Annotated in this window: 22 protein-coding genes; all 22 read left to right on the top strand. The window is 56.9% G+C overall.

Going from position 1 to position 23,934, the window contains the following annotated elements; translation table 11 throughout:
* Positions 1–5 precede the first annotated feature (5 nt).
* The 22 genes from serC to asnB all read left to right on the top strand — a co-directional run bounded on the left by serC (position 6) and on the right by asnB (position 23,926).
* Positions 6–1,091 (top strand): 3-phosphoserine/phosphohydroxythreonine transaminase, encoded by a 1,086-nt coding sequence (gene serC, locus AC07OT_RS12550; protein ID WP_495108198.1) that lies wholly within the window; start codon positions 6–8, stop codon positions 1,089–1,091.
* Positions 1,091–2,185, top strand: a complete 1,095-nt coding sequence (gene pheA / locus AC07OT_RS12545) for a prephenate dehydratase (protein ID WP_003172650.1) — start codon at positions 1,091–1,093, stop codon at positions 2,183–2,185. Before serC ends, pheA begins: the two co-directional genes overlap by 1 nt.
* Before the next feature lie 9 nt (positions 2,186–2,194).
* Positions 2,195–3,307 (top strand): histidinol-phosphate transaminase, encoded by a 1,113-nt coding sequence (gene hisC, locus AC07OT_RS12540; RefSeq protein ID WP_495108197.1) that lies wholly within the window; start codon positions 2,195–2,197, stop codon positions 3,305–3,307.
* Between the two features lie 28 nt (positions 3,308–3,335).
* On the top strand, positions 3,336–5,546 hold the full coding sequence (locus AC07OT_RS12535; RefSeq protein ID WP_495108275.1) for a bifunctional prephenate dehydrogenase/3-phosphoshikimate 1-carboxyvinyltransferase: 2,211 nt from the start codon (positions 3,336–3,338) through the stop codon (positions 5,544–5,546).
* On the top strand, positions 5,543–6,232 hold the full coding sequence (gene cmk, locus AC07OT_RS12530) for a (d)CMP kinase (protein WP_003172653.1): 690 nt from the start codon (positions 5,543–5,545) through the stop codon (positions 6,230–6,232). Before AC07OT_RS12535 ends, cmk begins: the two co-directional genes overlap by 4 nt.
* A 120-nt stretch (positions 6,233–6,352) precedes the next feature.
* On the top strand, positions 6,353–8,038 hold the full coding sequence (gene rpsA, locus AC07OT_RS12525; protein ID WP_027604177.1) for a 30S ribosomal protein S1: 1,686 nt from the start codon (positions 6,353–6,355) through the stop codon (positions 8,036–8,038).
* Between the two features lie 151 nt (positions 8,039–8,189).
* Entirely contained in the window at positions 8,190–8,474 is a 285-nt protein-coding gene (locus tag AC07OT_RS12520) for a hypothetical protein (RefSeq protein ID WP_053132471.1), read from the top strand.
* 131 nt (positions 8,475–8,605) lie between these two features.
* On the top strand, positions 8,606–8,908 hold the full coding sequence (ihfB, locus tag AC07OT_RS12515; RefSeq protein ID WP_053132474.1) for an integration host factor subunit beta: 303 nt from the start codon (positions 8,606–8,608) through the stop codon (positions 8,906–8,908).
* A 19-nt stretch (positions 8,909–8,927) separates the two neighbouring features.
* Positions 8,928–9,173 (top strand): LapA family protein, encoded by a 246-nt coding sequence (locus AC07OT_RS12510; RefSeq protein ID WP_495108196.1) that lies wholly within the window; start codon positions 8,928–8,930, stop codon positions 9,171–9,173.
* 792 nt (positions 9,174–9,965) lie between these two features.
* Positions 9,966–11,279 carry a UDP-N-acetyl-D-glucosamine 6-dehydrogenase gene (wbpA, locus tag AC07OT_RS12505; RefSeq protein WP_053132575.1) on the top strand — a complete coding sequence of 438 codons (1,314 nt, stop codon included), beginning with the start codon at positions 9,966–9,968 and terminating at the stop codon, positions 11,277–11,279.
* A 17-nt stretch (positions 11,280–11,296) separates the two neighbouring features.
* Entirely contained in the window at positions 11,297–12,247 is a 951-nt protein-coding gene (gene wbpB / locus AC07OT_RS12500) for a UDP-N-acetyl-2-amino-2-deoxy-D-glucuronate oxidase (protein WP_053132477.1), read from the top strand.
* 7 nt (positions 12,248–12,254) lie between these two features.
* A complete protein-coding gene (gene wbpD, locus AC07OT_RS12495; protein ID WP_223013920.1) occupies positions 12,255–12,839 on the top strand; it encodes a UDP-2-acetamido-3-amino-2,3-dideoxy-D-glucuronate N-acetyltransferase in 585 nt (194 codons plus the stop codon).
* The gene (locus AC07OT_RS12490) at positions 12,836–13,927 is read left to right on the top strand and encodes a DegT/DnrJ/EryC1/StrS family aminotransferase (RefSeq protein ID WP_495108195.1); all 1,092 of its coding nucleotides are present in this window, start codon (positions 12,836–12,838) and stop codon (positions 13,925–13,927) included. The genes wbpD and AC07OT_RS12490 overlap by 4 nt, the downstream gene beginning before the upstream one ends.
* A 204-nt stretch (positions 13,928–14,131) precedes the next feature.
* Complete coding sequence (locus tag AC07OT_RS12485; protein WP_495108194.1) at positions 14,132–15,271, top strand: DegT/DnrJ/EryC1/StrS family aminotransferase; 1,140 nt, start codon at positions 14,132–14,134, stop codon at positions 15,269–15,271.
* Positions 15,261–15,764, top strand: coding sequence for an acyltransferase (locus AC07OT_RS12480; protein ID WP_141157078.1), 504 nt, complete (start codon positions 15,261–15,263; stop codon positions 15,762–15,764). Before AC07OT_RS12485 ends, AC07OT_RS12480 begins: the two co-directional genes overlap by 11 nt.
* A gap of 3 nt (positions 15,765–15,767) precedes the next feature.
* Complete coding sequence (locus AC07OT_RS12475; RefSeq protein ID WP_495108193.1) at positions 15,768–16,724, top strand: Gfo/Idh/MocA family protein; 957 nt, start codon at positions 15,768–15,770, stop codon at positions 16,722–16,724.
* Positions 16,721–17,689, top strand: a complete 969-nt coding sequence (locus AC07OT_RS12470) for a dTDP-glucose 4,6-dehydratase (protein ID WP_495108192.1) — start codon at positions 16,721–16,723, stop codon at positions 17,687–17,689. The genes AC07OT_RS12475 and AC07OT_RS12470 overlap by 4 nt, the downstream gene beginning before the upstream one ends.
* Before the next feature lie 113 nt (positions 17,690–17,802).
* A complete protein-coding gene (locus AC07OT_RS12465; RefSeq protein WP_495108191.1) occupies positions 17,803–18,696 on the top strand; it encodes an NAD-dependent epimerase/dehydratase family protein in 894 nt (297 codons plus the stop codon).
* Complete coding sequence (locus AC07OT_RS12460) at positions 18,693–19,208, top strand: acyltransferase (RefSeq protein ID WP_495108190.1); 516 nt, start codon at positions 18,693–18,695, stop codon at positions 19,206–19,208. Before AC07OT_RS12465 ends, AC07OT_RS12460 begins: the two co-directional genes overlap by 4 nt.
* Positions 19,209–19,248: 40 nt before the next feature.
* The gene (locus AC07OT_RS12455) at positions 19,249–20,547 is read left to right on the top strand and encodes a glycosyltransferase (RefSeq protein ID WP_495108189.1); all 1,299 of its coding nucleotides are present in this window, start codon (positions 19,249–19,251) and stop codon (positions 20,545–20,547) included.
* Entirely contained in the window at positions 20,540–22,000 is a 1,461-nt protein-coding gene (locus AC07OT_RS12450) for an oligosaccharide flippase family protein (protein WP_495108188.1), read from the top strand. The genes AC07OT_RS12455 and AC07OT_RS12450 overlap by 8 nt, the downstream gene beginning before the upstream one ends.
* A gap of 84 nt (positions 22,001–22,084) precedes the next feature.
* Positions 22,085–23,926: an asparagine synthase (glutamine-hydrolyzing) gene (gene asnB / locus AC07OT_RS12445; protein WP_257228059.1), complete on the top strand. Its 1,842-nt coding sequence runs from the start codon at positions 22,085–22,087 to the stop codon at positions 23,924–23,926.
* The last annotated feature ends 8 nt before the right edge of the window (positions 23,927–23,934 follow it).

Here is a 23,934-nt window from a genome sequence, read left to right as displayed (position 1 = left end):
TGGATGTGAGCAAGAGAGCCTATAACTTCTGTGCCGGTCCCGCGGCGCTTCCTGAAGCAGTCCTGCAGCGTGCGCAGGGTGAACTCCTCGACTGGCATGGAAAAGGCCTCTCCGTGATGGAAATGAGCCATCGCAGCGATGAGTTCGTGTCCATTGCCACCAAGGCCGAGCAGGATCTGCGCGACTTGCTCGACATTCCATCCAACTACAAAGTGCTGTTCCTGCAAGGCGGTGCGAGCCAGCAGTTCGCCCAGATCCCGCTGAACCTGCTGCCGGAAGATGGCACGGCCGACTACATCGACACCGGTATCTGGGGGCAGAAGGCTATTGAAGAGGCCTCGCGCTACGGTCACGTCAATGTGGCCGGCACCGCCAAGCCCTACGACTACTTCGCCATTCCCGGTCAGAACGAATGGAAGCTGTCCAAGGACGCGGCCTACGTGCACTACGTCGCGAACGAAACCATTGGCGGCCTGGAGTTCGACTGGGTGCCGGAAGTCGGCGACGTTCCGCTGGTGTGCGACATGTCCTCGGACATCCTCTCGCGGCCTATCGACGTGTCGCGCTACGGCATGATCTACGCCGGTGCGCAGAAGAACATCGGCCCGAGCGGCATCCTGGTCAATATCGTGCGTGAGGACCTGCTGGGTCGCGCCCGTTCACTGTGCCCGACCATGCTCAACTACAAGGTCGCAGCCGACAACGGCTCGATGTACAACACTCCGCCGGCCTTCGCCTGGTACCTGTCTGGCCTGGTGTTCGAGTGGCTGAAAGAGCAGGGCGGCGTGGCGGCCATGGGCAAGCTCAACGAAGAGAAGAAGCGCACCCTGTACGACTTCATCGACGCCAGCGGCCTGTACAGCAACCCCATCAACCTCACCGACCGCTCGTGGATGAACGTGCCGTTCCGCCTGGCCGACGACCGCCTGGACAAGCCCTTCCTGGTCGGTGCCGACGCCCGCGGCCTGTTGAACCTCAAGGGCCACCGTTCGGTGGGTGGCATGCGTGCCTCCATCTACAACGCTGTGGACATTCACGCGATCAACGCGCTGGTTGCCTACATGGCAGAGTTCGAAAAGGAACACGGCTAATGTCTGAACAAGAACTCAAGGCCCTGCGTGTACGCATTGACAGTCTGGACGAGAAAGTCCTGGAGCTGATCAGTGAGCGTGCGCGCTGCGCCCAGGAAGTGGCGCGGGTGAAGATGGCATCCCTGGCGGAGGGCGAAGTGCCGGTGTTCTACCGGCCGGAGCGTGAAGCCCAGGTGCTCAAGCGCGTCATGGAGCGTAACAAGGGCCCGCTGGGCAACGAAGAGATGGCGCGGTTGTTCCGTGAAATCATGTCGTCGTGCCTGGCGCTCGAGCAGCCGCTGAAAGTGGCCTACCTTGGCCCGGAAGGCACCTTCACCCAGGCGGCGGCCATGAAGCACTTCGGCCACGCGGTGATCAGCAAGCCCATGGCGGCCATCGACGAGGTGTTCCGTGAAGTGGCGGCCGGCGCGGTGAACTTTGGCGTGGTGCCGGTGGAAAACTCCACCGAAGGCGCGGTCAACCACACGCTGGACAGCTTCCTTGAGCACGACATGGTGATCTGCGGCGAAGTCGAGCTGCGCATCCACCATCACCTGCTGGTGGGTGAGAACACCAAGACCGACAGCATCAGCCGCATCTATTCCCACGCCCAGTCCCTGGCCCAGTGCCGCAAGTGGCTGGATGCGCATTACCCGAATGTGGAGCGCGTGGCGGTGTCCAGCAACGCCGAAGCGGCCAAGCGGGTCAAGGGTGAATGGAATTCTGCGGCGATCGCCGGTGATATGGCGGCAGGCCTGTATGGCCTGACGCGCCTGGCCGAGAAAATCGAGGATCGCCCGGATAACTCCACGCGCTTCCTGATGATCGGCAGCCAGGAAGTGCCGCCGACCGGCGACGACAAGACTTCGATCATCGTCTCCATGAGCAACAAGCCCGGCGCGCTGCATGAGCTGCTGGTGCCGTTCCACGATAACGGTATTGACCTGACACGCATCGAGACACGTCCTTCGCGCAGCGGTAAATGGACTTACGTGTTCTTTATCGACTTCATCGGCCACCACCGCGATCCTCTGGTCAAGGGCGTGCTGGAGAAGATCAGTCAGGAAGCCGTGGCACTCAAGGTGCTGGGCTCTTACCCGAAAGCGGTTTTGTGAGGCTTTAACATGAGTGGCAACTTCCTCGCCCTGGCCCAGCCGGGCGTGCAACAACTGTCGCCTTACGTTCCGGGCAAGCCTGTGGACGAGCTGGCGCGTGAGTTGAACCTGGATCCCTCCAAGATCGTCAAGCTGGCGAGTAACGAGAATCCACTGGGCCCAAGCCCCAAGGTATTGGCGGCGATTCGCGAAGAATTGGCCGAGCTGACCCGTTACCCGGACGGCAATGGCTTCGCCCTCAAGTCCCTGCTGGCAGAAACATGCCGGGTCGAGCTGAACCAGGTCACCCTGGGCAACGGTTCCAATGACATCCTCGAGCTGGTTGGGCGTGCCTACCTGGCGCCGGGCCTGAACGCCGTGTTCAGCGAGCACGCGTTTGCGGTCTACCCGATCGTCACCCAGGCGGTCGGTGCCGACGCCCGCGTGATTCCCGCCAAGGACTGGGGCCACGACCTGCCGGCCATGCTGGCTGCCATCGATACCCAGACCCGCGTTGTGTTTATCGCCAACCCGAACAACCCGACCGGCACCTGGTTCGATGCACAGGCGCTGAACGACTTCCTGCAGGACGTGCCTGAGCATGTGCTGGTGGTGTTGGACGAGGCTTATATCGAGTACGCCGAAGGCAGCGACCTGCCGGACGGTCTGGATTTCCTGGCGGCCTACCCGAACCTGCTGGTGTCGCGCACTTTCTCCAAGGCTTATGGCCTGGCGTCGCTGCGGGTCGGCTATGGCTTGTCGACAGCGGTGGTGGCCGATGTGCTGAACCGCGTGCGTCAACCGTTCAACGTCAACAGCCTCGCCCTGGCGGCAGCCTGTGCGGCGGTGAAGGATGCCGAGTACCTGGAAGAAGGTCGCCGCATCAACGCAAGCGGCATGCTGCAGTTGCAGGATGGTTTCCGTGAGTTGGGCCTGGGCTGGATTCCCTCCAAGGGCAACTTCATCTGTGTCGACCTTGGTCAAGTGGCCGCCCCGGTATTCCAGGGGCTGCTGCGTGAAGGTGTGATCGTGCGGCCGGTGGCCAACTACGGCATGCCGAACCACCTGCGGATTACCATCGGCTTGCCGGCTGAAAACAGCCGCTTCCTGGAGGCGCTGGCCAAGGTCCTGGCTCGTGGTTGATGTCACTGCATTGCAACCTGCCGTGCCTATGATCGGTCGCCTGGTGGTGGTCGGCCTGGGCTTGATCGGTGGCTCCTTCGCCAAAGGCCTGCGCGAAAGCGGGCTGTGCGGCGAAGTGGTCGGTGTGGACCTTGACCCGCAATCGCGCAAGCTGGCGGTGGAGTTGGGCGTGGTGGATCGCTGCGAGGCGGACCTGGCGCTGGCGTGCCAGGGGGCTGACGTCATCCAGCTCGCTGTGCCGATCCTGGCCATGGAGAAACTGCTGGCGGTATTGGCCGGCATGGACCTGGGCCAGGCGATCCTGACGGACGTCGGCAGTGCCAAGGGCAATGTGGTGCGGGCGGCGCAGCAGGCCTTTGGCGGCATGCCGTCGCGCTTTGTGCCGGGCCATCCGATTGCCGGTTCCGAGCAGAGCGGGGTGGAAGCGTCCAATGCGCAGCTGTTCCGCCGCCATAAAGTGATCCTGACGCCGCTGGAGCAAACCGATCCGGCCGCGCTGGCGGTGGTGGATCGTCTCTGGCGTGAGCTGGGGGCGGATGTGGAACATATGCAGGTCGAGCGCCACGACGAAGTGCTGGCGGCGACCAGCCATCTGCCCCATCTGTTGGCATTCGGCCTGGTGGACTCCCTGGCCAAGCGTAACGAAAACCTCGAGATTTTCCGTTATGCCGCCGGTGGCTTCCGCGATTTCACGCGGATTGCCGGCAGCGATCCGGTGATGTGGCACGACATCTTTCTCGCCAATCGCGAAGCGGTGTTGCGCACCCTGGACACCTTCCGCAGTGACCTCGACGCCTTGCGCGACGCGGTCGATGCCGGGGATGGCCATCAATTATTGGGCGTGTTCACCCGTGCGCGGGTGGCGCGTGAGCATTTCAGCAAGATCCTGGCTCGCCGGGCCTATATGGAAACCGCTGTGAACGCCGATGACCTGACCTTCCTCGCCAACTCGGGCGGCCGCTTGAGCGGGCGTATCCGGGTGCCGGGTGACAAGTCGATCTCCCATCGCTCGATCATGCTCGGCTCGTTGGCCGAGGGCGTGACGGAGGTGGAAGGGTTCCTTGAGGGTGAAGACGCCCTGGCGACCCTGCAGGCGTTTCGCGACATGGGCGTGGTGATTGAGGGGCCGCACCATGGGCGCGTGACCATTCATGGTGTGGGCTTGCACGGCCTGAAGCCGGCGCCGGGGCCGATCTACCTGGGCAATTCCGGTACGTCCATGCGCCTGCTGTCCGGTTTGTTGGCGGCACAACGCTTTGACAGCGTGTTGACCGGCGATGCTTCCCTGTCCAAGCGCCCGATGAACCGCGTGGCCAAGCCATTGCGGGACATGGGCGCGGTGATCGAGACCGGGCCGGAAGGGCGTCCGCCACTGACCATTCGTGGCGGCCAGGCGCTCAAAGGCATGAGCTATGCAATGCCGATGGCCAGTGCCCAGGTCAAATCCTGCCTGTTGCTGGCGGGGCTGTATGCCGAAGGTCAAACCGCAGTGACCGAGCCTGCGCCGACCCGTGACCATACCGAGCGTATGTTGCGCGGTTTTGGTTACCCGGTTGCGGTGGAAGGCGCTACCGCATCGGTGGAATCGGGCCATGTACTGACGGCTGCCCATATTGAAGTGCCGGGGGACATCTCCTCCTCGGCATTCTTCCTGGTGGCGGCTTCGATTGCCGAAGGCTCCGAGTTGTTGCTGGAGCATGTCGGCATCAACCCGACCCGCACCGGGGTGATCGATATCCTGCGTCTGATGGGGGCAGATATCACCTTGGAAAACCCGCGCGAAGTGGGTGGCGAGCCTGTCGCTGACCTGCGGGTGCGGGCAGCTGTATTGAAGGGTATCGAGATTCCGGAAGCGCTGGTGCCCCTGGCTATTGATGAATTCCCGGTGTTGTTCGTCGCGGCCGCCTGCGCTGAAGGCCGGACCATTTTGCGTGGCGCCGAAGAGTTGCGCGTGAAGGAGTCCGACCGTATCCAGGTCATGGCCGACGGTCTGCAGGTGTTGGGGGTGAAGTGTGAACCGACCGCCGATGGGATTATCATTGACGGTGGCGTGATGGGCGGTGGTGAAGTCCATGCCCGGGGTGATCACCGGATTGCCATGGCCTTCAGCGTGGCTTCCCTGCGGGCGACCGCGCCGATTCGTATCCATGACTGCGCCAATGTTGCTACGTCTTTTCCGAACTTTCTTACACTGTGTGCCCAAGTCGGCATCCGTGTTGCCCAAGAGGCTCAATTGTGAATATTAAAGCACCGGTGATTACCATCGACGGGCCAAGCGGCTCGGGCAAAGGCACGATCGCCGGCATCCTGGCCAAGCGCCTGGGCTGGTGCCTGCTGGATTCCGGCGCGTTGTACCGCCTGCTGGCGTTTGCCGCACGCAACCATGGCGTCGACCTGACCAACGAAGAATCCCTGAAGCTGCTGGCCGCGCACCTCGATGTGCAGTTCGTCGGCGCGACGGAGGGTCATCCCCAGCGCATCATCCTGGAAGGGGACGATGTGACCGATGACTTGCGTAACGAGCAGGTCGGCTCCTGGGCTTCCCAGGTTGCCGCACTGCCGGCGGTGCGTGATGCGCTGTTGCAGCGTCAGCGGGCTTTCCAGGAGCCACCGGGCCTGGTGGCCGATGGCCGTGACATGGGCACGGTGGTGTTTCCCGAGGCGCCGCTGAAGATTTTCCTGACCGCCAGCGCCGAGGAGCGGGCTCGCCGCCGCTACTTGCAGTTGAAGGGCAAAGTCGATGGTGTTAGTCTGTCGAGTCTGCTAGATGAGATCCGTGCACGCGATGAGCGTGATACCCAGCGCGCAGTAGCCCCGCTCAAGCCGGCGGCTGATGCCATACAGCTGGATTCCACGGAGTTGTCCATCGAGCAGGTGCTGGAACGCATCTTGAGTGAAATCGCCATTCGCGATATCGCCGGGTGATCAAGAAGGCCGCAGGGGACCAGTCATAGTCCTGCGGTGGCTTCTTTTAACTGAAACTGACCCACACCGTCTGGGGTGTGGAGATGGGCGTATTCTTCGCCCTTATCAACAGGAATTAAAATGAGCGAAAGCTTTGCGGAACTCTTTGAAGAAAGCCTAAAAACCCTGAACCTTCAGGCAGGCTCCATCATCACCGGTGTTATCGTTGATATCGATTACCAAGCTCGCTGGGTAACCGTTCACGCTGGTCTGAAGTCTGAAGCTCTGATCCCGCTGGAACAGTTCTACAACGATGCTGGTGATCTGACAATCAATGTCGGTGACGAAGTTCACGTTGCTCTGGACTCGGTTGAAGACGGTTTCGGTGAAACCAAGCTGTCCCGTGAAAAAGCCAAGCGCGCTGAATGCTGGATTGTTCTCGAAGCAGCCTTCGCAGCTGAAGAAGTGGTCAAGGGCGTTATCAACGGTAAGGTTAAAGGCGGCTTCACTGTCGACGTTAACGGCATCCGTGCGTTCCTGCCAGGTTCTTTGGTCGACGTTCGTCCTGTGCGCGACACCACGCACCTGGAAGGCAAAGAACTCGAATTCAAGGTCATCAAACTCGACCAGAAGCGCAACAACGTTGTCGTTTCCCGTCGCAGTGTCCTGGAAGCAGAGAACTCCGCCGAGCGTGAAGCTCTGCTGGAATCCCTGCAGGAAGGCCAACAAGTCAAAGGTATCGTCAAGAACCTCACCGATTACGGCGCATTCGTCGATCTGGGTGGCGTCGATGGCCTGCTGCACATTACCGACATGGCTTGGAAGCGTATCAAGCATCCTTCCGAAATCGTCAATGTTGGCGACGAGATTGATGTCAAGGTTCTGAAATACGATCGCGAGCGCAACCGTGTTTCCCTGGGCCTGAAGCAACTGGGTGAAGATCCATGGGTTGCTATCAAAGCCCGTTACCCAGAAAGCACTCGCGTAACCGCGCGTGTTACCAACCTGACCGACTACGGCTGCTTCGCAGAGCTGGAAGAAGGCGTGGAAGGCCTGGTACACGTTTCCGAAATGGACTGGACCAACAAAAACATCCACCCTTCGAAAGTCGTACAAGTCGGCGACGAAGTGGAAGTCATGGTTCTGGACATCGACGAAGAGCGTCGTCGTATCTCCCTGGGCATCAAGCAGTGCAAATCTAACCCATGGGAAGATTTCTCTGGCCAGTTCAACAAGGGCGATAAAATCTCCGGCACCATCAAGTCGATCACCGATTTCGGTATCTTCATTGGTCTGGACGGCGGCATCGACGGCCTGGTTCACCTGTCCGACATCTCCTGGAACGAAGTTGGCGAAGAAGCTGTTCGTCGTTTCAAGAAGGGCGACGAGCTGGACACCGTTATCCTGTCGGTTGACCCAGAGCGCGAGCGCATCTCCCTGGGTATCAAGCAACTGGAAAGCGATCCGTTCTCCGAGTACGTTCAAGAGAACGACAAAGGCGCCATCGTTAAAGGCACTGTGAAAGAAGTTGACGCCAAAGGCGCCATCATCGTTCTGGCCGACGATATCGAAGCGACTCTGAAAGCCTCCGAAATCAGCCGTGACCGCGTTGAAGACGCGCGCAACGTTCTGAAAGAAGGCCAGGAAGTAGAAGCCAAGATCATCAGCGTCGATCGCAAGAGCCGCGTGATCCAACTCTCCATCAAGTCGAAAGACGAAGTGGAAGAGAAAGAGGCCATCCAGAGCCTGAAATCGGCTCCGGAAGCTGCAACAGGCGAGACCACCATGGCCTCCCTGCTGCGCGAAGCAATGGCTAAGCAGAACTAAGTTCTGTAAGGCTGTAAAAAAGGGCGACTTCGGTCGCCCTTTTTTATGCCTGAAATTCGTTGAATTCACGCGCAAGAACCAAGGGTTAGGGCTTGGTGTCAGAGCTGACTATAGTGTTGATAAGAGCCATCCCGTGTTATTAAGGATTTCAATGAAAAGGCTTATCGTAGTGCTCGCAGTGGTATTGCTTGCAGGCTGTGCCGCTACCAGCGCCAAAACTCACGTCAAGCGCGGTGTCAGCGGCATTGAGGTTGACTGCTCGGGGCTTGGCGGCAATTGGGAGAAGTGCGAGAAGCGCGCCGCCCGCGAATGCAAGATGCGGGGCTATAAGGTCATCACCAGGTCCAGCGACGCCAAAGACGAAGAGGGTGATTACTTGTTCGGTTGGAACCCTGCTGGAGCAGTCACTCGTACCATGCTTGTGATCTGCAATTGAGTGTGTTGATCGCTCATGGCGGTGGTTATTCAAACGGCAGATAAGTTGATGTGTGGGCTGTTCAAATTCATCAAGTCATGCTAAAACCTTCGAAGCGCTTTTCCTAGCTGCTTGAAAAAGAAGGGAAAAATATGACGAAGTCGGAGTTGATCGAACGAATTGTCACCCATCAAGGGCTGCTTTCATCCAAGGATGTAGAGCTGGCTATCAAGACCATGCTTGAGCAGATGTCCCAGTGCCTGGCGACCGGCGATCGGATTGAAATTCGCGGGTTTGGGAGTTTTTCGCTGCACTACCGTGCTCCGCGGGTAGGGCGTAATCCTAAGACTGGGCAGTCAGTCAGCCTGGACGGTAAGTTTGTCCCTCATTTCAAGCCGGGCAAGGAGTTGCGAGATCGGGTGAATGAGGATGAGGAAGATGAAGGTAGTCTGTGATCGTAGTTTGGAGGTTTAGATGAGTAAAATCAGGCAATTTTTTGAAATCGCGCTGCTCATTTTGGTTGTCGCCGTCGTGATTGTATTCACTCTTGAAAATGATCAGCATGTAAGTCTTGTTTTCTTTACTTGGTCGACGCCTCAAGCTCCAGTTGCAGTCTATGTTGTCTTGGCTCTGTTGATAGGTTGCTGTCTCGGTCCTGTTATCAGCTCGTTAACACGTCTGCGTTCAAGGCGTGCAGCGAAAGCGCGCATTCAGAGCTAACACGCTGGTGTTGGGGGGCTTCAGCTATTGGTCTTTGAAAGTTGGATTTTATTTGGCTGGATTGGTCTTTTTTTATGCTCAATGAATGTGCTCTTTTTTTGCCGGTAGGGTTTTAGGTTTTTCTTATTTGAGTGTTGACCCGTGAGTGCAACGCTTTTCGGGTTATGGCAGTTTGGATTTCTAATTCAATGGTTTCGCGTTAAGTGACGTTGTGCGTTGGCGAAATTGTTTGTGGAATATTTGTCTCTATGTCGCATCAATGAGTCGTGGGGGCGGAACTGCTAAGAGGTCAGGCTCAGTAATGGGTTTGTAGTCTCTTGAAAGCCTGTCTGCGTCCTCCTGTCGTGTGTCGAGTCGTCAGCCCTGTTGGAAATTTTGCCCTGGTCTATACTGGAGGGCGCTTTGCCGCTGCGACATTTCGTAGCGGAAGGCAGGGGTTGCATGAGCTTTTTGTAAGAAAAATCATAGGCTTTTTAGAGGTGGGCACGGTTAGGAAGCGTCAATACGTTGCCTGGATTTGCTCGCTGTAACGCCATGATTACAAGTATTTCTCTCCGATGCTGTTGTGGAATCATCAATTTGGCTACAGCTATGCAGGGAGAATAACGGCATAATGTGCCCTTTGATACATTGCCCAAGGCGTATGCGCTTACGCTGTCTCGCAGGTGGGTCAATCCCAATTGGCGGCGTTTGGAGTGGGGCGTATGAAAAGAGAGCCTCAGCATCGGGTTGTGATTCCCGGGATAGTTGATGTGTTGATCGTTCCAGAATTAGCTAATGGAGTTTTACCTGATGTCAGGCATCAAGCAGTCAAGTGTTGACAGATTTAAGAACAAAGAAGCCCTAATTGGTATTGTCGGATTGGGGTATGTCGGTCTGCCCCTGATGTTGCGTTATAATGCCATTGGCTTTCGTGTATTGGGCATCGACATTGATGAGGCTAAAGTCTCTCGGTTGAATGCTGGTCAAAGTTATATCGAACATATTCCTGCTGAAAAAGTTCAGAGCGCCCGTCAAAGCGGTTTTGAGGCTACCACCGCATTTGAGCGCGTGAGCGAATGTGATGCCTTGATACTGTGTGTTCCAACTCCCCTGAACAAGTACCGTGAGCCGGACATGAGTTTCGTGATTAATACCACGGAAGCCATTAAGCCATACTTGCGCGAAGGTCAGGTTGTTTCGCTTGAAAGCACCACCTATCCGGGGACGACTGAAGAAGAGTTGCTTCCGCGTGTTGAGGGTGGTGGTTTGAAGGTGGGTGAGAATATCTTCCTGGTTTACTCGCCAGAACGGGAAGATCCGGGTAATCCAAACTTTGAAACCCGTACTATTCCGAAAGTAATCGGTGGGCATACACCCGCATGCCTTGAAGTCGGCATCGCCCTGTACGAGCAGGCAATTGACCAAGTGGTGCCGGTGAGTTCTACCAAGGCCGCTGAAATGACCAAGCTGCTGGAAAATATCCACCGCGCGGTGAATATCGGCCTGGTCAACGAAATGAAAGTTGTCGCTGATCGGATGGGCATTGATATTTTCGAAGTGGTCGACGCAGCGGCAACCAAGCCTTTCGGCTTCACGCCTTACTACCCTGGTCCAGGTCTCGGTGGGCACTGCATCCCCATCGATCCGTTCTACCTGACCTGGAAGGCCCGCGAGTATGGCCTGCACACGCGTTTCATCGAGCTCTCCGGCGAAGTCAACCAAGCCATGCCCGAGTACGTAGTCAGTAAGCTGATGGACGGCCTCAATAACAACAGCAAGCCGTTGAAAGGCAGCAAAGTGTTGGTGCTTGGTATCGCGTACAAGAAAAACGTGGACGATATGCGTGAGTCCCCCTCCGTGGAAATCATGGAGTTGCTGGAAGCCAAGGGTTGTATCGTGGCTTACAGTGACCCGCACGTTCCGGTGTTCCCGAAGATGCGCGAGCACCACTTCGACTTGTCCAGCGAGGCGCTGACCGCAGAAAACATTGCTGGCTTCGACGCCATTGTCCTGGCGACTGATCACGACAAATTCGATTATGAGCTGATTCGCCAGCACGCACGATTGGTGATCGATAGTCGCGGCAAGTACCGCACCCCTGAAGCCCATATCATCAAAGCCTGACTGCTGGAGTGTTCCCTTTGAAACGTTTCGCCCTTATCGGCGCTGCCGGTTACATCGCCCCTCGGCATATGCGCGCAATCAAAGACACCGGTAACGAGTTGGTGTCGGCCTATGACATCAATGATTCCGTGGGGATCATTGACAGCCTGTCTCCGCAGAGCGAGTTTTTTACCCAGTTCGAGCGTTTCAATGAGCACGCCTGGCAGCTCAAGCGCGATCCGGCCACCGCCTTGGATTACGTCGCAGTCTGCTCGCCCAATTATCTGCATCACTCGCATATCGCGGCCGGCTTGCGCCTTGGCTGCGATGTGATTTGCGAGAAGCCGCTGGTTCCCACGCCTGAAATTCTCGACGAACTGGCCTTGGTCGAGCGCGAGACGGGCAAACGCGTTTACAACATCCTGCAGCTGCGTCATCACCAGGCAATTCTCGACTTGAAAGAGAAAGTTGCCCGTGAGTCTCGCGACGGCAAGTACGATGTAGAACTCACCTATATCACTTCGCGTGGCAAGTGGTACATGGAGAGCTGGAAGGGTGATCCGCGCAAGTCGTACGGCATCGCGACCAATATCGGCGTGCACTTCTACGACATGCTGCATTTCATCTTTGGCAAGTTGCAGCGTAACGTTGTGCACTTTGCCAATGATTACAAAGCAGCCGGCTACCTTGAATACGAGAACGCCCGTGTGCGCTGGTTCCTGTCCATTGATGCCGATGACTTGCCGGATTCTGTCAAGGGCAAAAAGCCGACCTATCGCTCCATCACGGTTGATGGCGATGAGATGGAATTTTCCGAAGGCTTTACCGACCTGCATACCACCAGCTACCGGGAAATCCTCGCCGGCCGTGGCTATGGCATCGAAGACGCGCGTCACTGCGTCGAAACCGTAAATACCATTCGTTCGTCCGCCATCGTTACGCCGCAGAACGGCGAGGGCCACCCTTTTCTTGCAACCCTGAGTCGCTGAGGCAGGCATGAATTATCAAGTTCACCCTTCCGCAATTGTCGATGAAGGCGCGCAGATCGGTGACGACTCGCGGGTGTGGCATTTCGTGCACGTTTGCAGTGGCGCACGTATCGGCAGGGGCGTGTCCCTCGGGCAGAACGTCTTTGTTGGTAACAAGGTGCTTATCGGGGACAACTGCAAGATCCAGAACAACGTTTCGGTCTACGACAACGTGACGTTGGAAGAAGGTGTGTTCTGTGGGCCGAGCATGGTGTTTACGAATGTCTACAACCCGCGCTCTCTGATCGAACGCAAGAGCGAGTATCGCGACACCCTTGTCAGAAAAGGCGCCACCCTGGGCGCCAACTGCACGATCGTCTGTGGTGTCACCATCGGTGAGTATGCTTTCGTTGGCGCCGGCGCGGTGATCAACAAGCCGGTACCCGCCTATGCCTTGATGGTGGGCGTGCCCGCTCGGCAAATCGGCTGGATGAGTGAGTTCGGCGAGCAATTGGACCTACCGCTGGAAGGCGATGGGATTGCGATTTGCGAGCACAGCGGTGCTCGCTACCTACTGAGCGGTAAAACGCTGGTCAAGGAGGCCGGGCAATGATCGAGTTTATTGACCTCAAGATCCAGCAAGCCAGGATCAAAGACAGGATCGACGCCGGTATCCAGCGTGTCCTGGCGCATGGCCAATACATCCTTGGCCCGGAAGTCGCGGAGCTCGAAGAGCGCCTTGCTGCATTTGTTGGTGCCAAGCATTGCATCACCTGCGCTAATGGCACCGATGCCTTGCAGATTGCCCTGATGGCCTTGGGCGTAGGCCCTGGCGATGAAGTGATCACACCGGGCTTCACCTACATCGCTACTGCAGAAACCGTTGTGCTGCTGGGCGCCAAGCCTGTCTATGTCGACGTTGACCCGCGCACCTACAACCTAGATCCGGCGTTGCTGGAGGCGGCTATTACACCGCGTACCAAAGCGATTATTCCGGTTTCTCTGTACGGTCAGTGTGCGGATTTCGACCCGATCAATGCCATCGCGGCCCAACACGGCCTCCCGGTGATCGAGGATGCAGCACAGAGTTTTGGTGCAACCTACAAAGGGCGCCGATCCTGCAATCTGACAACCATTGGGAGCACGAGCTTTTTCCCGAGCAAGCCACTGGGTTGCTATGGTGACGGCGGCGCGCTCTTTACCAACGACGATCAGTTGGCTGTTGTCATGCGGCAAATCGCCCGCCATGGCCAGGATCGCCGTTACCATCACGTGCGTGTTGGGGTGAACAGTCGTCTGGATACGCTGCAGGCGGCCATCCTCTTGCCCAAGTTGGAAATATTCGCCGAAGAGTTGGTGTTGCGGCAAAAGGTCGCTGAACGCTACAGCCAGCTGCTCGCAGAGGTCGGCATTACTGCGCCCTTTGTAGACACATTCAACACCAGTGCCTGGGCGCAGTTCACCGTTCAGGTCGATGCGCGGGACAAGGTCCAGGATCAACTGAAGGCGTTCGGCGTACCCACTGCGGTGCATTATCCGATCCCTCTCAACCGCCAGCCGGCCGTGAAGGATGATAGCGCCGAGCTACCAGTTGGTGATGCAGCCGCCTCGCGGGTCATGAGTTTGCCAATGCATCCCTATCTCGATGAGGCGGCATTGCAGTCCATTGTCCAGGCGTTGAGCAATAGCCTGGGGGAGTGAGTTCCGGTGGTCGGGCTTGACTGTCAGGGTGGGATTACCCTGACACTGCTGGATTACATATCTTATTGATTTTAAATGTTTTTAGCTCAAATTCCTCCAGGCGTAAATTGTCGGTAAACGGCACCTGGAGGGGGTGACACTAGTTATGAGATTGGCCCGGATTGCTGATAAAGTGGCGGCCATTTTTGGGCTTATCTAAGGAGATTGAAAATTAACGTTCCCTTCATTGATCTCAAGCGCTTTGAGCCTGGGTTCCACGCCGCGCTGATGGAGAAATTCCACGCGATGACGATCAACGCACAGTTCATCGGTGGTGCTGAAGTCGCTGCTCTGGAGTCACGCTTGCAGTCGGATTTGCAGGTGGCTCATGCCGTGAGCTGTGCAAACGGCACGGATGCTCTTCAGCTGGCCCTGCGTGCAGTGGGCGTGGGGGAGGGGGACGTGGTACTGGTTCCGAATGTGACCTTCTGGGCGACCTTCGAAGCGGTCGTCAATGTAGGCGCAAAACCAGTCACCATTGATGCTGACATCACTGATGGAGGCGTCGATTTTGCTGCGTTCGAGCAGGCCATTCGCGAGGCATCGCCCAAGGCTGCGATCATTGCCCACCTGTATGGCTGGGGCAGTGCGCGCCTGCAGGATCTGCGTGATCTGTGCAAAAAACACGCTGTATGCCTGATCGAGGATGGTGCTCAATCGTACGGTGCTGAATTCGCGGGTGAGCCGATCTGCAAGGGGGCGTTCATTTCCACTACCTCCTTCTACCCAGCCAAGGTTCTTGGCGGTGCGGGCGACGGCGGTGCAGTGTTTACCGATGACGCGGCGCTTGCCGATAAGGTTCGACGTCTCGGTAATCACGGGCGCACGGCTCATTACGGGTACGGCGACGTGGGCTGGAATTCGCGCCTGGATTCGCTGCAGGCGGCGTTCCTCAATTTGTCCATCGGGCATATCGAGGACCGCCTTGCGTCCCGTCGCAAGGCTGTCGCCTTTTACCGAGACGCTCTGCCTTCGACTGGCATCGAGCTGATGTCGGCCCCAGCCGCATACACGGAAAATGGTTACTGCAATGTCTGCCTGGTGCCTGACGCGGATACCAAGCTCGCCCTGGAGTCTGCACTCAAGGCGGCCGAGATCGGTTTTGCAAACATCTACCCTGGCGTCATGTCCAGCCAGCCCGGCGCTGCCGCCTATATCAAAGGGCACTTCGGCGGCCAGGTCGGCGAGCGACTGTGTGCATCGGTGCTTAACTTGCCGCTGTTCCCGTACATGACCGATGAGGAGCTGCAACGCGTGGCGTCCGTGGTCCGTGCAACGCTGGCCGGAGGCGCCAATGGCAAATGATGTCTATATCCATCCGACGGCCAACGTCTCGGACAACTCCAGTATCGGGCAGGGCACCAAGGTCTGGATCAACGTACAGATCCGTGAAGATGTGGTGATCGGGGCAGGGTGCATCCTGTCCAAGGATGTCTATATCGATCACGCAGTTAAGATCGGCGATCGCTGCAAGATCCAGAACAGCGTCTCGGTCTATAACGGCGTAGAGATCGGTGACGATGTCTTCGTTGGCCCCAATGCTTGTTTCACCAACGACAAAGTGCCACGCGCATTCAACGCCGATTGGTCCATCACACCGACCTTCGTGCATAACGGTGCCAGCATCGGTGCCAATGCGACCATCGTCTGCGGGATTACCATTGGTGAGTACGCCATGGTCGCCGCCGGGAGTGTCGTCACCAAGGATGTTGCACCTTATACCCTGGTCATGGGGAATCCTGCTCGTGCGGTCGCCAAGATCGACAGGGAAGGCAATCGAGTTTCCGGAGACGTTTGAGATATGTTTGAAGAAGTGCTCAAGGTAGGCCTGATTGGCCTTGGGAATATGGGGCGTAATCACTTGCGCGTGCTGTCCCTGCTCAAGGGTGTGGAACTGGCCTTTGTCGCTGATGCGAACGCTGGCGTAGCCGCTCGTGCTGGCGAAGCGCACGGCGTGCCAGGGGTGGTTGACCCAAGCCCACTGCTCGCCAACGTCGACGCGGTGGTGATTTGTACCCCTACCGTGACCCACGCCGATTACATCCGCCTGGTAGCCGCTCAGGTGAAGAATATCTTCGTCGAAAAGCCCCTCGCTGCGACCTTGGAGGAGTGCGATGAAGTCGCAGCTTTCGCCAAGGACAACAACCTGAATATCCAGGTCGGCTTCATCGAGCGCTTCAACCCAGCAGTGCAGGCGCTGAAGGTGGTCCTGGAAAAAAGCGAGCAGATCATCAGTATCGACTTCACGCGGACCAACAAAGTGAGCTCGCGTATCACCGATGTTGATGTCGTCACCGACCTGATGATTCACGACATTGACCTGGCGCTGTACCTCAACGGCCCGGCAAGGTCCGTGGCTGCTCACGGTTTCGCGCACGGGAGCATGATCGATTTCGCCTCAGCGTTGATTACCCATGAAAACGGCCGCTTCTCAAGAATTCAGGCGAGTCGCGTAACCGACAAGAAGAAGCGCCAGATCGAGGCTACTTGCACCGACATGTTTGTCGACTGCGATCTGTTGCGTAAAGAAATTATCATCAATCGCCAATCTGAGACCCAGCAAGGCGGTGTATTGCCCTACACCATATCGGCGATTCAAGAGGCGGTTGCGGTGCCTCCTCAGGAAGCCCTGTTGTCCGAGCTGCAAGCCTTCATTGCGAGTTGCCGGCAGCCATCCTCGGTCAGTGTGCCGGGTGTCGATGCAGGTGTTGAGGCAATGAAAATTTGTGCAGTGATTCAAGCGGCGGTGCAAGCATGACGATTCGGGATGATGTGCGGGGCAAGACGATCCTTGTCACCGGTGGTGCTGGCTTTATTGGCAGTCACCTTGTGGACAAGCTGCTGGTCGAAGGGGCAGCGCATGTTGTCGTGATAGACAATCTGTTTGTCGGCTCGGAAGACAACCTGGAGGAGGCTCTCGCGACTGGTAAAGTCACCTTTTATCGCGATGATGCGGAATTCAACACCAGTCTGGAATACATCTTTACCAATCATTCAATTGATATCGTCTTCAATTGCGCGACCAAGGCGCTGAATTATTCGTTCCTGAACCCTGCCAACGCTTTCGATACCAACGTGCGCGTGACGCTTAACCTATTGGAGCTGCAGCGCCGGGGCCTGTTCAAGACGCTGTGCCATTTCTCCACTTCGGAAGTTTACGGCTCTGCTGTTTACGAGCCGATGGACGAAGCTCATCCACGCAATCCAACCACCACGTATGCTGCGGGTAAAGCTGCTGCCGACCTGGCCGTGGAAAGCTATGTGCGGATGTTTGAGTTGGATGCGTTCATCGTGCGGCCTTTCAATAACTACGGGCCACGCCAGAACTACAAGGGCATGCTCGCCGGTGTGATCCCGATTACCGCCATGCGCTTGCTGAAAGGCGGTACGCCTGAGATTCATGGCGAGGGTACTCAGAGCCGCGATTTCATCTATGTGCAGGACACGGTAGATGCCGTTGTGAAGCTGTACTCGGTGCTGCCGTCTGGTGAGACCGTCAACATTTCCACCGACAATCAGATTTCCATCACGGAGCTGATTCAGCGTATCTGCACGGCTTTCGACTATAGCGGCGAGATCCTGCGCAAACCGGGACGCCATTCGGATGTGCTTTGCCACAACGCCAGTAACGAAAAGGTCAAAGGCCTTATCCAGTATTCTTTGACGCCGTTCGATAAAGGCCTGGCGGAAACCCTGGCCTGGTACAAGCAGCGCATCGACTGAAGGGTGTAAGCCTTGCCTCAGGTTGGCGGATGCTGATTTATCTTGCCCCTCATGCGTATTCAAGCCTGAATTGGTTCTAACGTATGTAACGGCTGGATGAGCCAATACCGGGTTTGAAACTAGTCGTAGGCGTGTCAGTTTCAGCGGGCAACCTGGACGGTACAGAAACACAGTATTGGCTGGTCTGGTTTTATCAGGTGTTAAATATGAATGTTGGAATCGTAGGCGCAAACGGATTTGTCGGCAGTCACCTGATCTCTAGACTGACTGCCGAGGGGCACCAGGTTCGAGCCTACGGTCGCAGCGATATCGATCTTGTCATGCCGGAGTCATTTGGCTGCCTTGAGGATCACGATGCAGTGATCAACTGCGCCGCTTATGTGGGGGCGGATCGAGAAAAGCTGTTCACCGTAAACGTACAGGGGATCATTAACCTGTGTGCGATGTTGCAGGCGCGCGCAACACCCCCTTATTTGCTCAATGTATCCAGTGGCGCTGTATACGGTTACTCGGATGGCCCGGCGGTATTCGATAGTCCTGCGGCCCCTGTGGGTGATTATGCTCTAAGCAAGTACCTCGGGGACGAGGTCGTCCGCCTGCACTATCGAGGGCCATCTGCAGTTGCGCGTTTGTATTACCCCTACGGTGAAGGTCAGTCCCGGGAGCGCCTGATGCCAAGGTTGATCCAGCGCATCCTGAACCGCGAGCCGATTGATATTTCGATTCATGCCTCGTGCCCGCTCATCAACCCGCAACATATTGATGACCTGTGCGATCAGCTCTGTGCAATGACGCTGGGGCGCGTCGAGGGCGTGCATGTGTTGGGTGGAAGCGAGATCGTCAGTATTCAGGAGATTGCGCTGCTCGCGGGCCGGATTCTAAATATTGAGCCCGTTTTCAATCAGGTAGACGGTGCTAAATCCAGTATGTATTGCAAAGGACGGGGTGCTATTTCCCTGGAGTCCGGACTGGGTCGTTTAATCGACAGTATTCGAGGTGGGCAATGAAAGCATATCGATCAGAAGGGCCAGGTACTCCTGACCTGAGCAAGTTTGCGCGTGTAGGGACGAATGTCATTATTGAAGATGGCGTCCGGATCTTTCACCCTGAAAATATCGAGCTTGGGGATAATGTTTACATCGGTCACGACACGATCTTGAAAGGTTATTACAAGGACAAGATTGTTCTAGGAAACAATGTGTGGATTGGCCAAGGCTGTTTTTTGCATGGTGCCGGCGGCATTGAAATCGGTGACTGCGTGGGTATAGGCCCAGGGGTGAAAATCCATGCGGCGTACCACGAAGATAGCGGGCGTGACGTACCGATCATGTTTCAGAGCTTGAGCTTTGCCAAGGTTGTCATTGAAGACGACGTAAATATTGGTATTGGCGCAATCATCATGAACGGCGTAACCGTCAGCAAGGGCAGCAAGGTAGGAGCGGGTGCCGTCTTGACCAAGACCTTTCCTGAATACTCTGTCGTTGCTGGTGTTCCGGCCAAGTTGATTCGCAGCCGATGATTACAATGCTCTCCTGCTCAAGTCTCACCCCGGAGGAGGTATGAGGGTTTTGATCGGCCCGGTAGAAATCGCCGGTGTTGCCAAAGGTCTAGCCAAGGGCTTTGCCGAAAATGGCATCTCGGCTGACTTGGTGTTGGAGAGCAGGCATATCTTTTCCTACGGCGGGGCGCGTGACTCGTGGCTGATCCGTGCCTGGCAGGCAATCGGTGCGCGCCGGGGCGCGACACAATCACGTCAATTGCTGCGCAAGATCTTTTACGTACTGCTGCACAAAGCCTGGAGCTGGCTGGTTTTTCTAGGGTCGGTTTTTTGCTACGACGCTTATATTTTCCTCTACGGTCGTACGTTAACGGACTCTCATCTCGAACTGTTTTTGCTCAAGGCGTTCAGGAAGAAAGTGGTGTTCATTAACGTGGGCAGTGACTTCCGTCCTCCTTATCTGGATGGGTCTGTTTATCCTTGTGTGGCAGAGTCGCCTGATTTTCATAAATTGGGACGAGTGGTCAAAACCCTGAAAAAGCGTATTGCCCTGCATGAGCGTTACGCTGACTTCATTGTCAGTTCGCCGAGCAGTTCCCATTTCCATGAGCAACCTTTTATAAACTGGTTCGCTATGGGCGTGCCGGCTGCCTTTGATGCGCCTGTTGGTATCGATACAAAGCCCGCAGCGGGAAAAGTGACAATTTTGCACAGCCCTTCAAGTCCCCTGGCCAAGGGCAGTCAGAGGATAGGTGAGGTTATCGATGGGTTGATCGCCCGGGGGTATCCGATCGAGTTCATCAAGCTCCAGGGTGTCAGTAATCAGGAAGTACTCAAGCAGTTGGCCCACTGTGATTTCATCGTGGATCAACTGTATTCGGACATCCCGCTTGCCGTTTTTGGCTCCGAGGCGGCTCGCTTTGGAAAACCTTGCGTCATCGCCGGCTACATGGCCGAGAATGTCTCGCGCTACATCCAGGCCGAAGATGTGCCACCCAGTTTGTACGTGTTACCGCAGAATCTGGAAGCAGCGATAGAGAGGCTGGTTTGCGATCCCGAGTACAGGGCGGAGTTGGGCCGACGGGCTCAGCTTTTCGTTCAGGAGCGCTGGTCGTGTGCGGTCGTTGCCAGACGCTATCTGGATCTTCTTGAGGGCACTCCTCGCGCCGAATGGTGGTTTGACCCTTCAAGCATCGATTATGTCGGTGGATGTTGCGCCCCCGATTATCACGTACGTTTCCTGGTGAGTGGAGTAGTCGAGCAGTTGGGTGCCAGCGCTTTGGCGATGGGGGATAAACCGGCCCTGGAGCGCGCTCTTCTTGATTTGGTCAAAAGCGAGGACCAAGTCTCCAATGCTTAAGGCGATTTTGCGTGACAGCCTGATCTACGGCCTGGCCTCTATTTTGTCCAGAGGCCTGGCTATTTTTTTGCTGCCGCTCTACACACGGGTACTTTCTCCAGGTGATTACGGGGCTTTTGACTTGCTCATCACCCTGGGCGCGCTGGTGAATCTAACCGTTGCGCTGGAAGTGTCGCAGGGGTTGGCGCGTTACTGGGGAGACATCGCGGAACCCTCCGAAAAGCGCACGCTGGCAAGCACGTCCTTCTGGTTCACCCTGGGTATGTACAGTGTGTTTCTGCTGGCAGGCCTGGTGGCTTCGTCACGCCTGAATCTGTTGGTGCTCGGCGACGCGGCGTACCTCGAGACCTTTCGCCTTGGCCTGGGTTTTATCACCATCAATGGCATTTACTATTTGCTGCTCAACCAGTTTCGCTGGGAGCTGCGCAGTAAGGCGTACGCCATGGTCAGCTTCGGCTATGCACTGATGACATTGGCCTTTGCGGTGCTGTTCTGCCTGATGCTTGGCAAGGGGTTGGAAGGCGTCATGCTTGGCCAGTTACTGGCCGCGTTATGCTCAACGCTGATCTGTCTTTGGCTTCTGCGCACCACATTCGGCTTTTCCTTCGATGTTGAAAGGCTCGCGGCGATGCTGAAGTTCTCCATGCCGTTGGTTCCGGCCGGCCTGGCGGTGTTTGTCAGCCTGTATATCAACCGCGTTGCGCTGATGCATTTTGGCTCACTGGAGGACGTCGGCCTGTTCGGTATTGGCAGTCGTGTCGCGGGCCTTTCCGCCTTGCTGCTGCTTGGTATCCAGGCCGCACTGACGCCACTGGTCTACCAGCATTACCGGGAACCGGAAACACCGGGGCAGATTGCCCGGTTGTTCAGCTGGTTTGTTGCTGTAGCGCTGGCCGGCTGCCTGTTCCTGGCTGTGTTTGCCCGCGAGCTCTTGACTGTATTTGCAACCGCGGATTACCTCGCAGGCGCCTCGCTGGTTGCCTTCCTCGCCCCGGCGCTGCTTCTGTCTCAGATGTATATTTTTGCGCCGGGCATCGCCATCCAGAAAAAAACCATCTGGCAGCTGTGGGTAACGCTGCTGTCAGCGGCGGTCAGTGCCGGGGCCAACTGGCTGCTGGTGCCGTTGTGGGGCGTTTACGGGGCTGCAACGGCGACACTTCTGGCCGCGCTGGTGTTCTTTGTGGCCTGGCTGTTGGTCAGTCAGCGTCTCTATCGGATTCCCTATAACTGGCCTGCCTGCGCGTCTGGCGTGGTGGCCTTCATTATTTGTGCCTGGGTGAGCGCGCAGCTGGATCAATGGGATCTCTACTTGCCGCTGACCCTGATGCTGAAATCGTTGCTGTTGATTGCGCTGTCGATTGTCGTGGTGGCGAGTGGTCTGCTGCCACTTGCAGATATTCGTGCGCTGTTGCTGCAGGTTCGCCAGCGTGTCGGTCGACGGTCTAATGTGTGATTCGGCAGGCTTAACCTTGTTTCTGGAGATTGGATAGCCATGTGCGGTATTGCAGGGGGATGGTGGCCGACACGGTCATCCTTGGTGGACGACAGCCTGGCCAGGGCGCTTGATGCCATGCGCCTACGAGGTCCGGATGACCGGGGATACGAGCTGTTCGAGGCGGCAAACGCCGTCGTCGGCCTGGGGCATACACGTCTGTCGGTCATTGATTTGTCATCGGCCGGGCATCAGCCGATGCATTCCTCTGAGGGGACGCTATCGATCGTTTTCAATGGTGAGATCTACAACTACCGCGAGCTGCGTGAAGAGCTCCGCTCGCTCGGGCACCCCTTTGTTTCCGACTCTGATACCGAAGTGCTGTTGGCCGCATGGAAGCAGTGGGGCAGAGCGTGTCTGCCACGCCTGACCGGCATGTTCGCTTTTGCGGTGTTTGACCGGGTAGCGGCGACGCTGACGTGCGTGCGTGACGCGTTTGGCATCAAACCCTTCTTTTATACTCAAGAACAAGGTGCGTTCCTGTTCGCCTCGGAAGTGGCGGCGATCAAAGCGTTGAAGCGCGAAAAGGCGACTCTGGACTGGCAGCGTGCCTACGATTATCTGGTTCACGGCGATTATGAAAGTGGTCCCGGCACCTTTTTTGAGGGGGTGTTGAACCTGTTGCCAGGGCATGTGCTCACGGTTGACCTCAAGACTGGCGCGCTCAGCGACCCACTACGTTGGTGGGCCCCCTCGATCAAAGAGCGCAGCGACCTGAGCTTCGCGGATGCCACGGAGCGTGTCCGAGAAACCTTTCTGCAAAGCATCCGCTTGCACCTGCGCAGTGATGTCGCGGTCGGCGCGGCGTTGTCCGGCGGCATCGACTCCTCTGCTGTGGTGTGTGCCATGCGTCATGTCGAGCCGGACCTGCCGATCAATACCTTCAGCTACATTGCGCGGGGCAGTGATGTAAGCGAAGAGGTGTGGGTCGATCGAGTCAATGACCATGTGGGCGCGGTTCCCCACAAAATGGTGGTCAGCGCCGATGAGCTCGCGCGCGACCTCGATTCCATGATCCTGGCTCAAGGCGAGCCTTTCGGCAGCACCAGTATTTACGCCCAGTATCGGGTGTTTCAGTTGGCGAAAGAGCAGGGCGTTACCGTCACCCTGGACGGTCAGGGCGCTGATGAGATGATGGCCGGCTATAGCGGTTATCCAGGACAGCGTCTGCGAAGCCTGATCGAGAAAGGAAAACTGGGCGAAGCCTGGAGCTTTCTTGATGAGTGGTCCAAGTGGCCAGGTCGCAGCCGGATGGGTGGGGCCAAGCGATGCGTGGCTGAAATGACCCAGGGCACGTTGAACCAGGCGCTGCGCTCATTGAATGGTATGAACGCGTTACCCGCCTGGATCAAAAGTGAGCCGCTTGCCGAGCGCGGCATTGTTCAGCGTTTTCCGTTGCAGCGCTCTGACGTGACCGAGTCGGGTCGCCGTGTGGTTGCCGAGCTGGCACTTTCGTTGACCCGCCGTGGGTTGCCCGCGCTGCTGCGTCATGGCGACCGCAACTCGATGCGTTTTTCGGTTGAAAGCCGGGTACCTTTCCTGACGCTGGATATGGTGAATCTGTTGCTGTCGTTGCCAGAGTCCTACCTGATCTCGCCGAAGGGCGAGACGAAGTCCGTGTTTCGTGCTGCCATGCGCGGTATCGTGCCCGATGATGTCCTGGATCGCCGCGACAAGATCGGCTTTGCCACTCCTGAACAGGTTTGGCTGACATCGATGGTGGATACGATTCGCAGTTGGCTGCGAGTTGATCTGCAGTTGCCGTTTTTCGACCAGGCAGAAGCGTTGCGTGAGTTTGAGTTGATCATGGCGGGCAAAAAGCCTTTTACCTGGCAGGTCTGGCGCTGGATTAACTTCTGTCGCTGGCATAGTCATTTTATTGCTTGATATTGAAT

It is taken from the genome of Pseudomonas sp. GW821-FHT09C10, from assembly GCF_059418085.1.
This window is presented reverse-complemented; position numbering and strand designations above follow the sequence as displayed.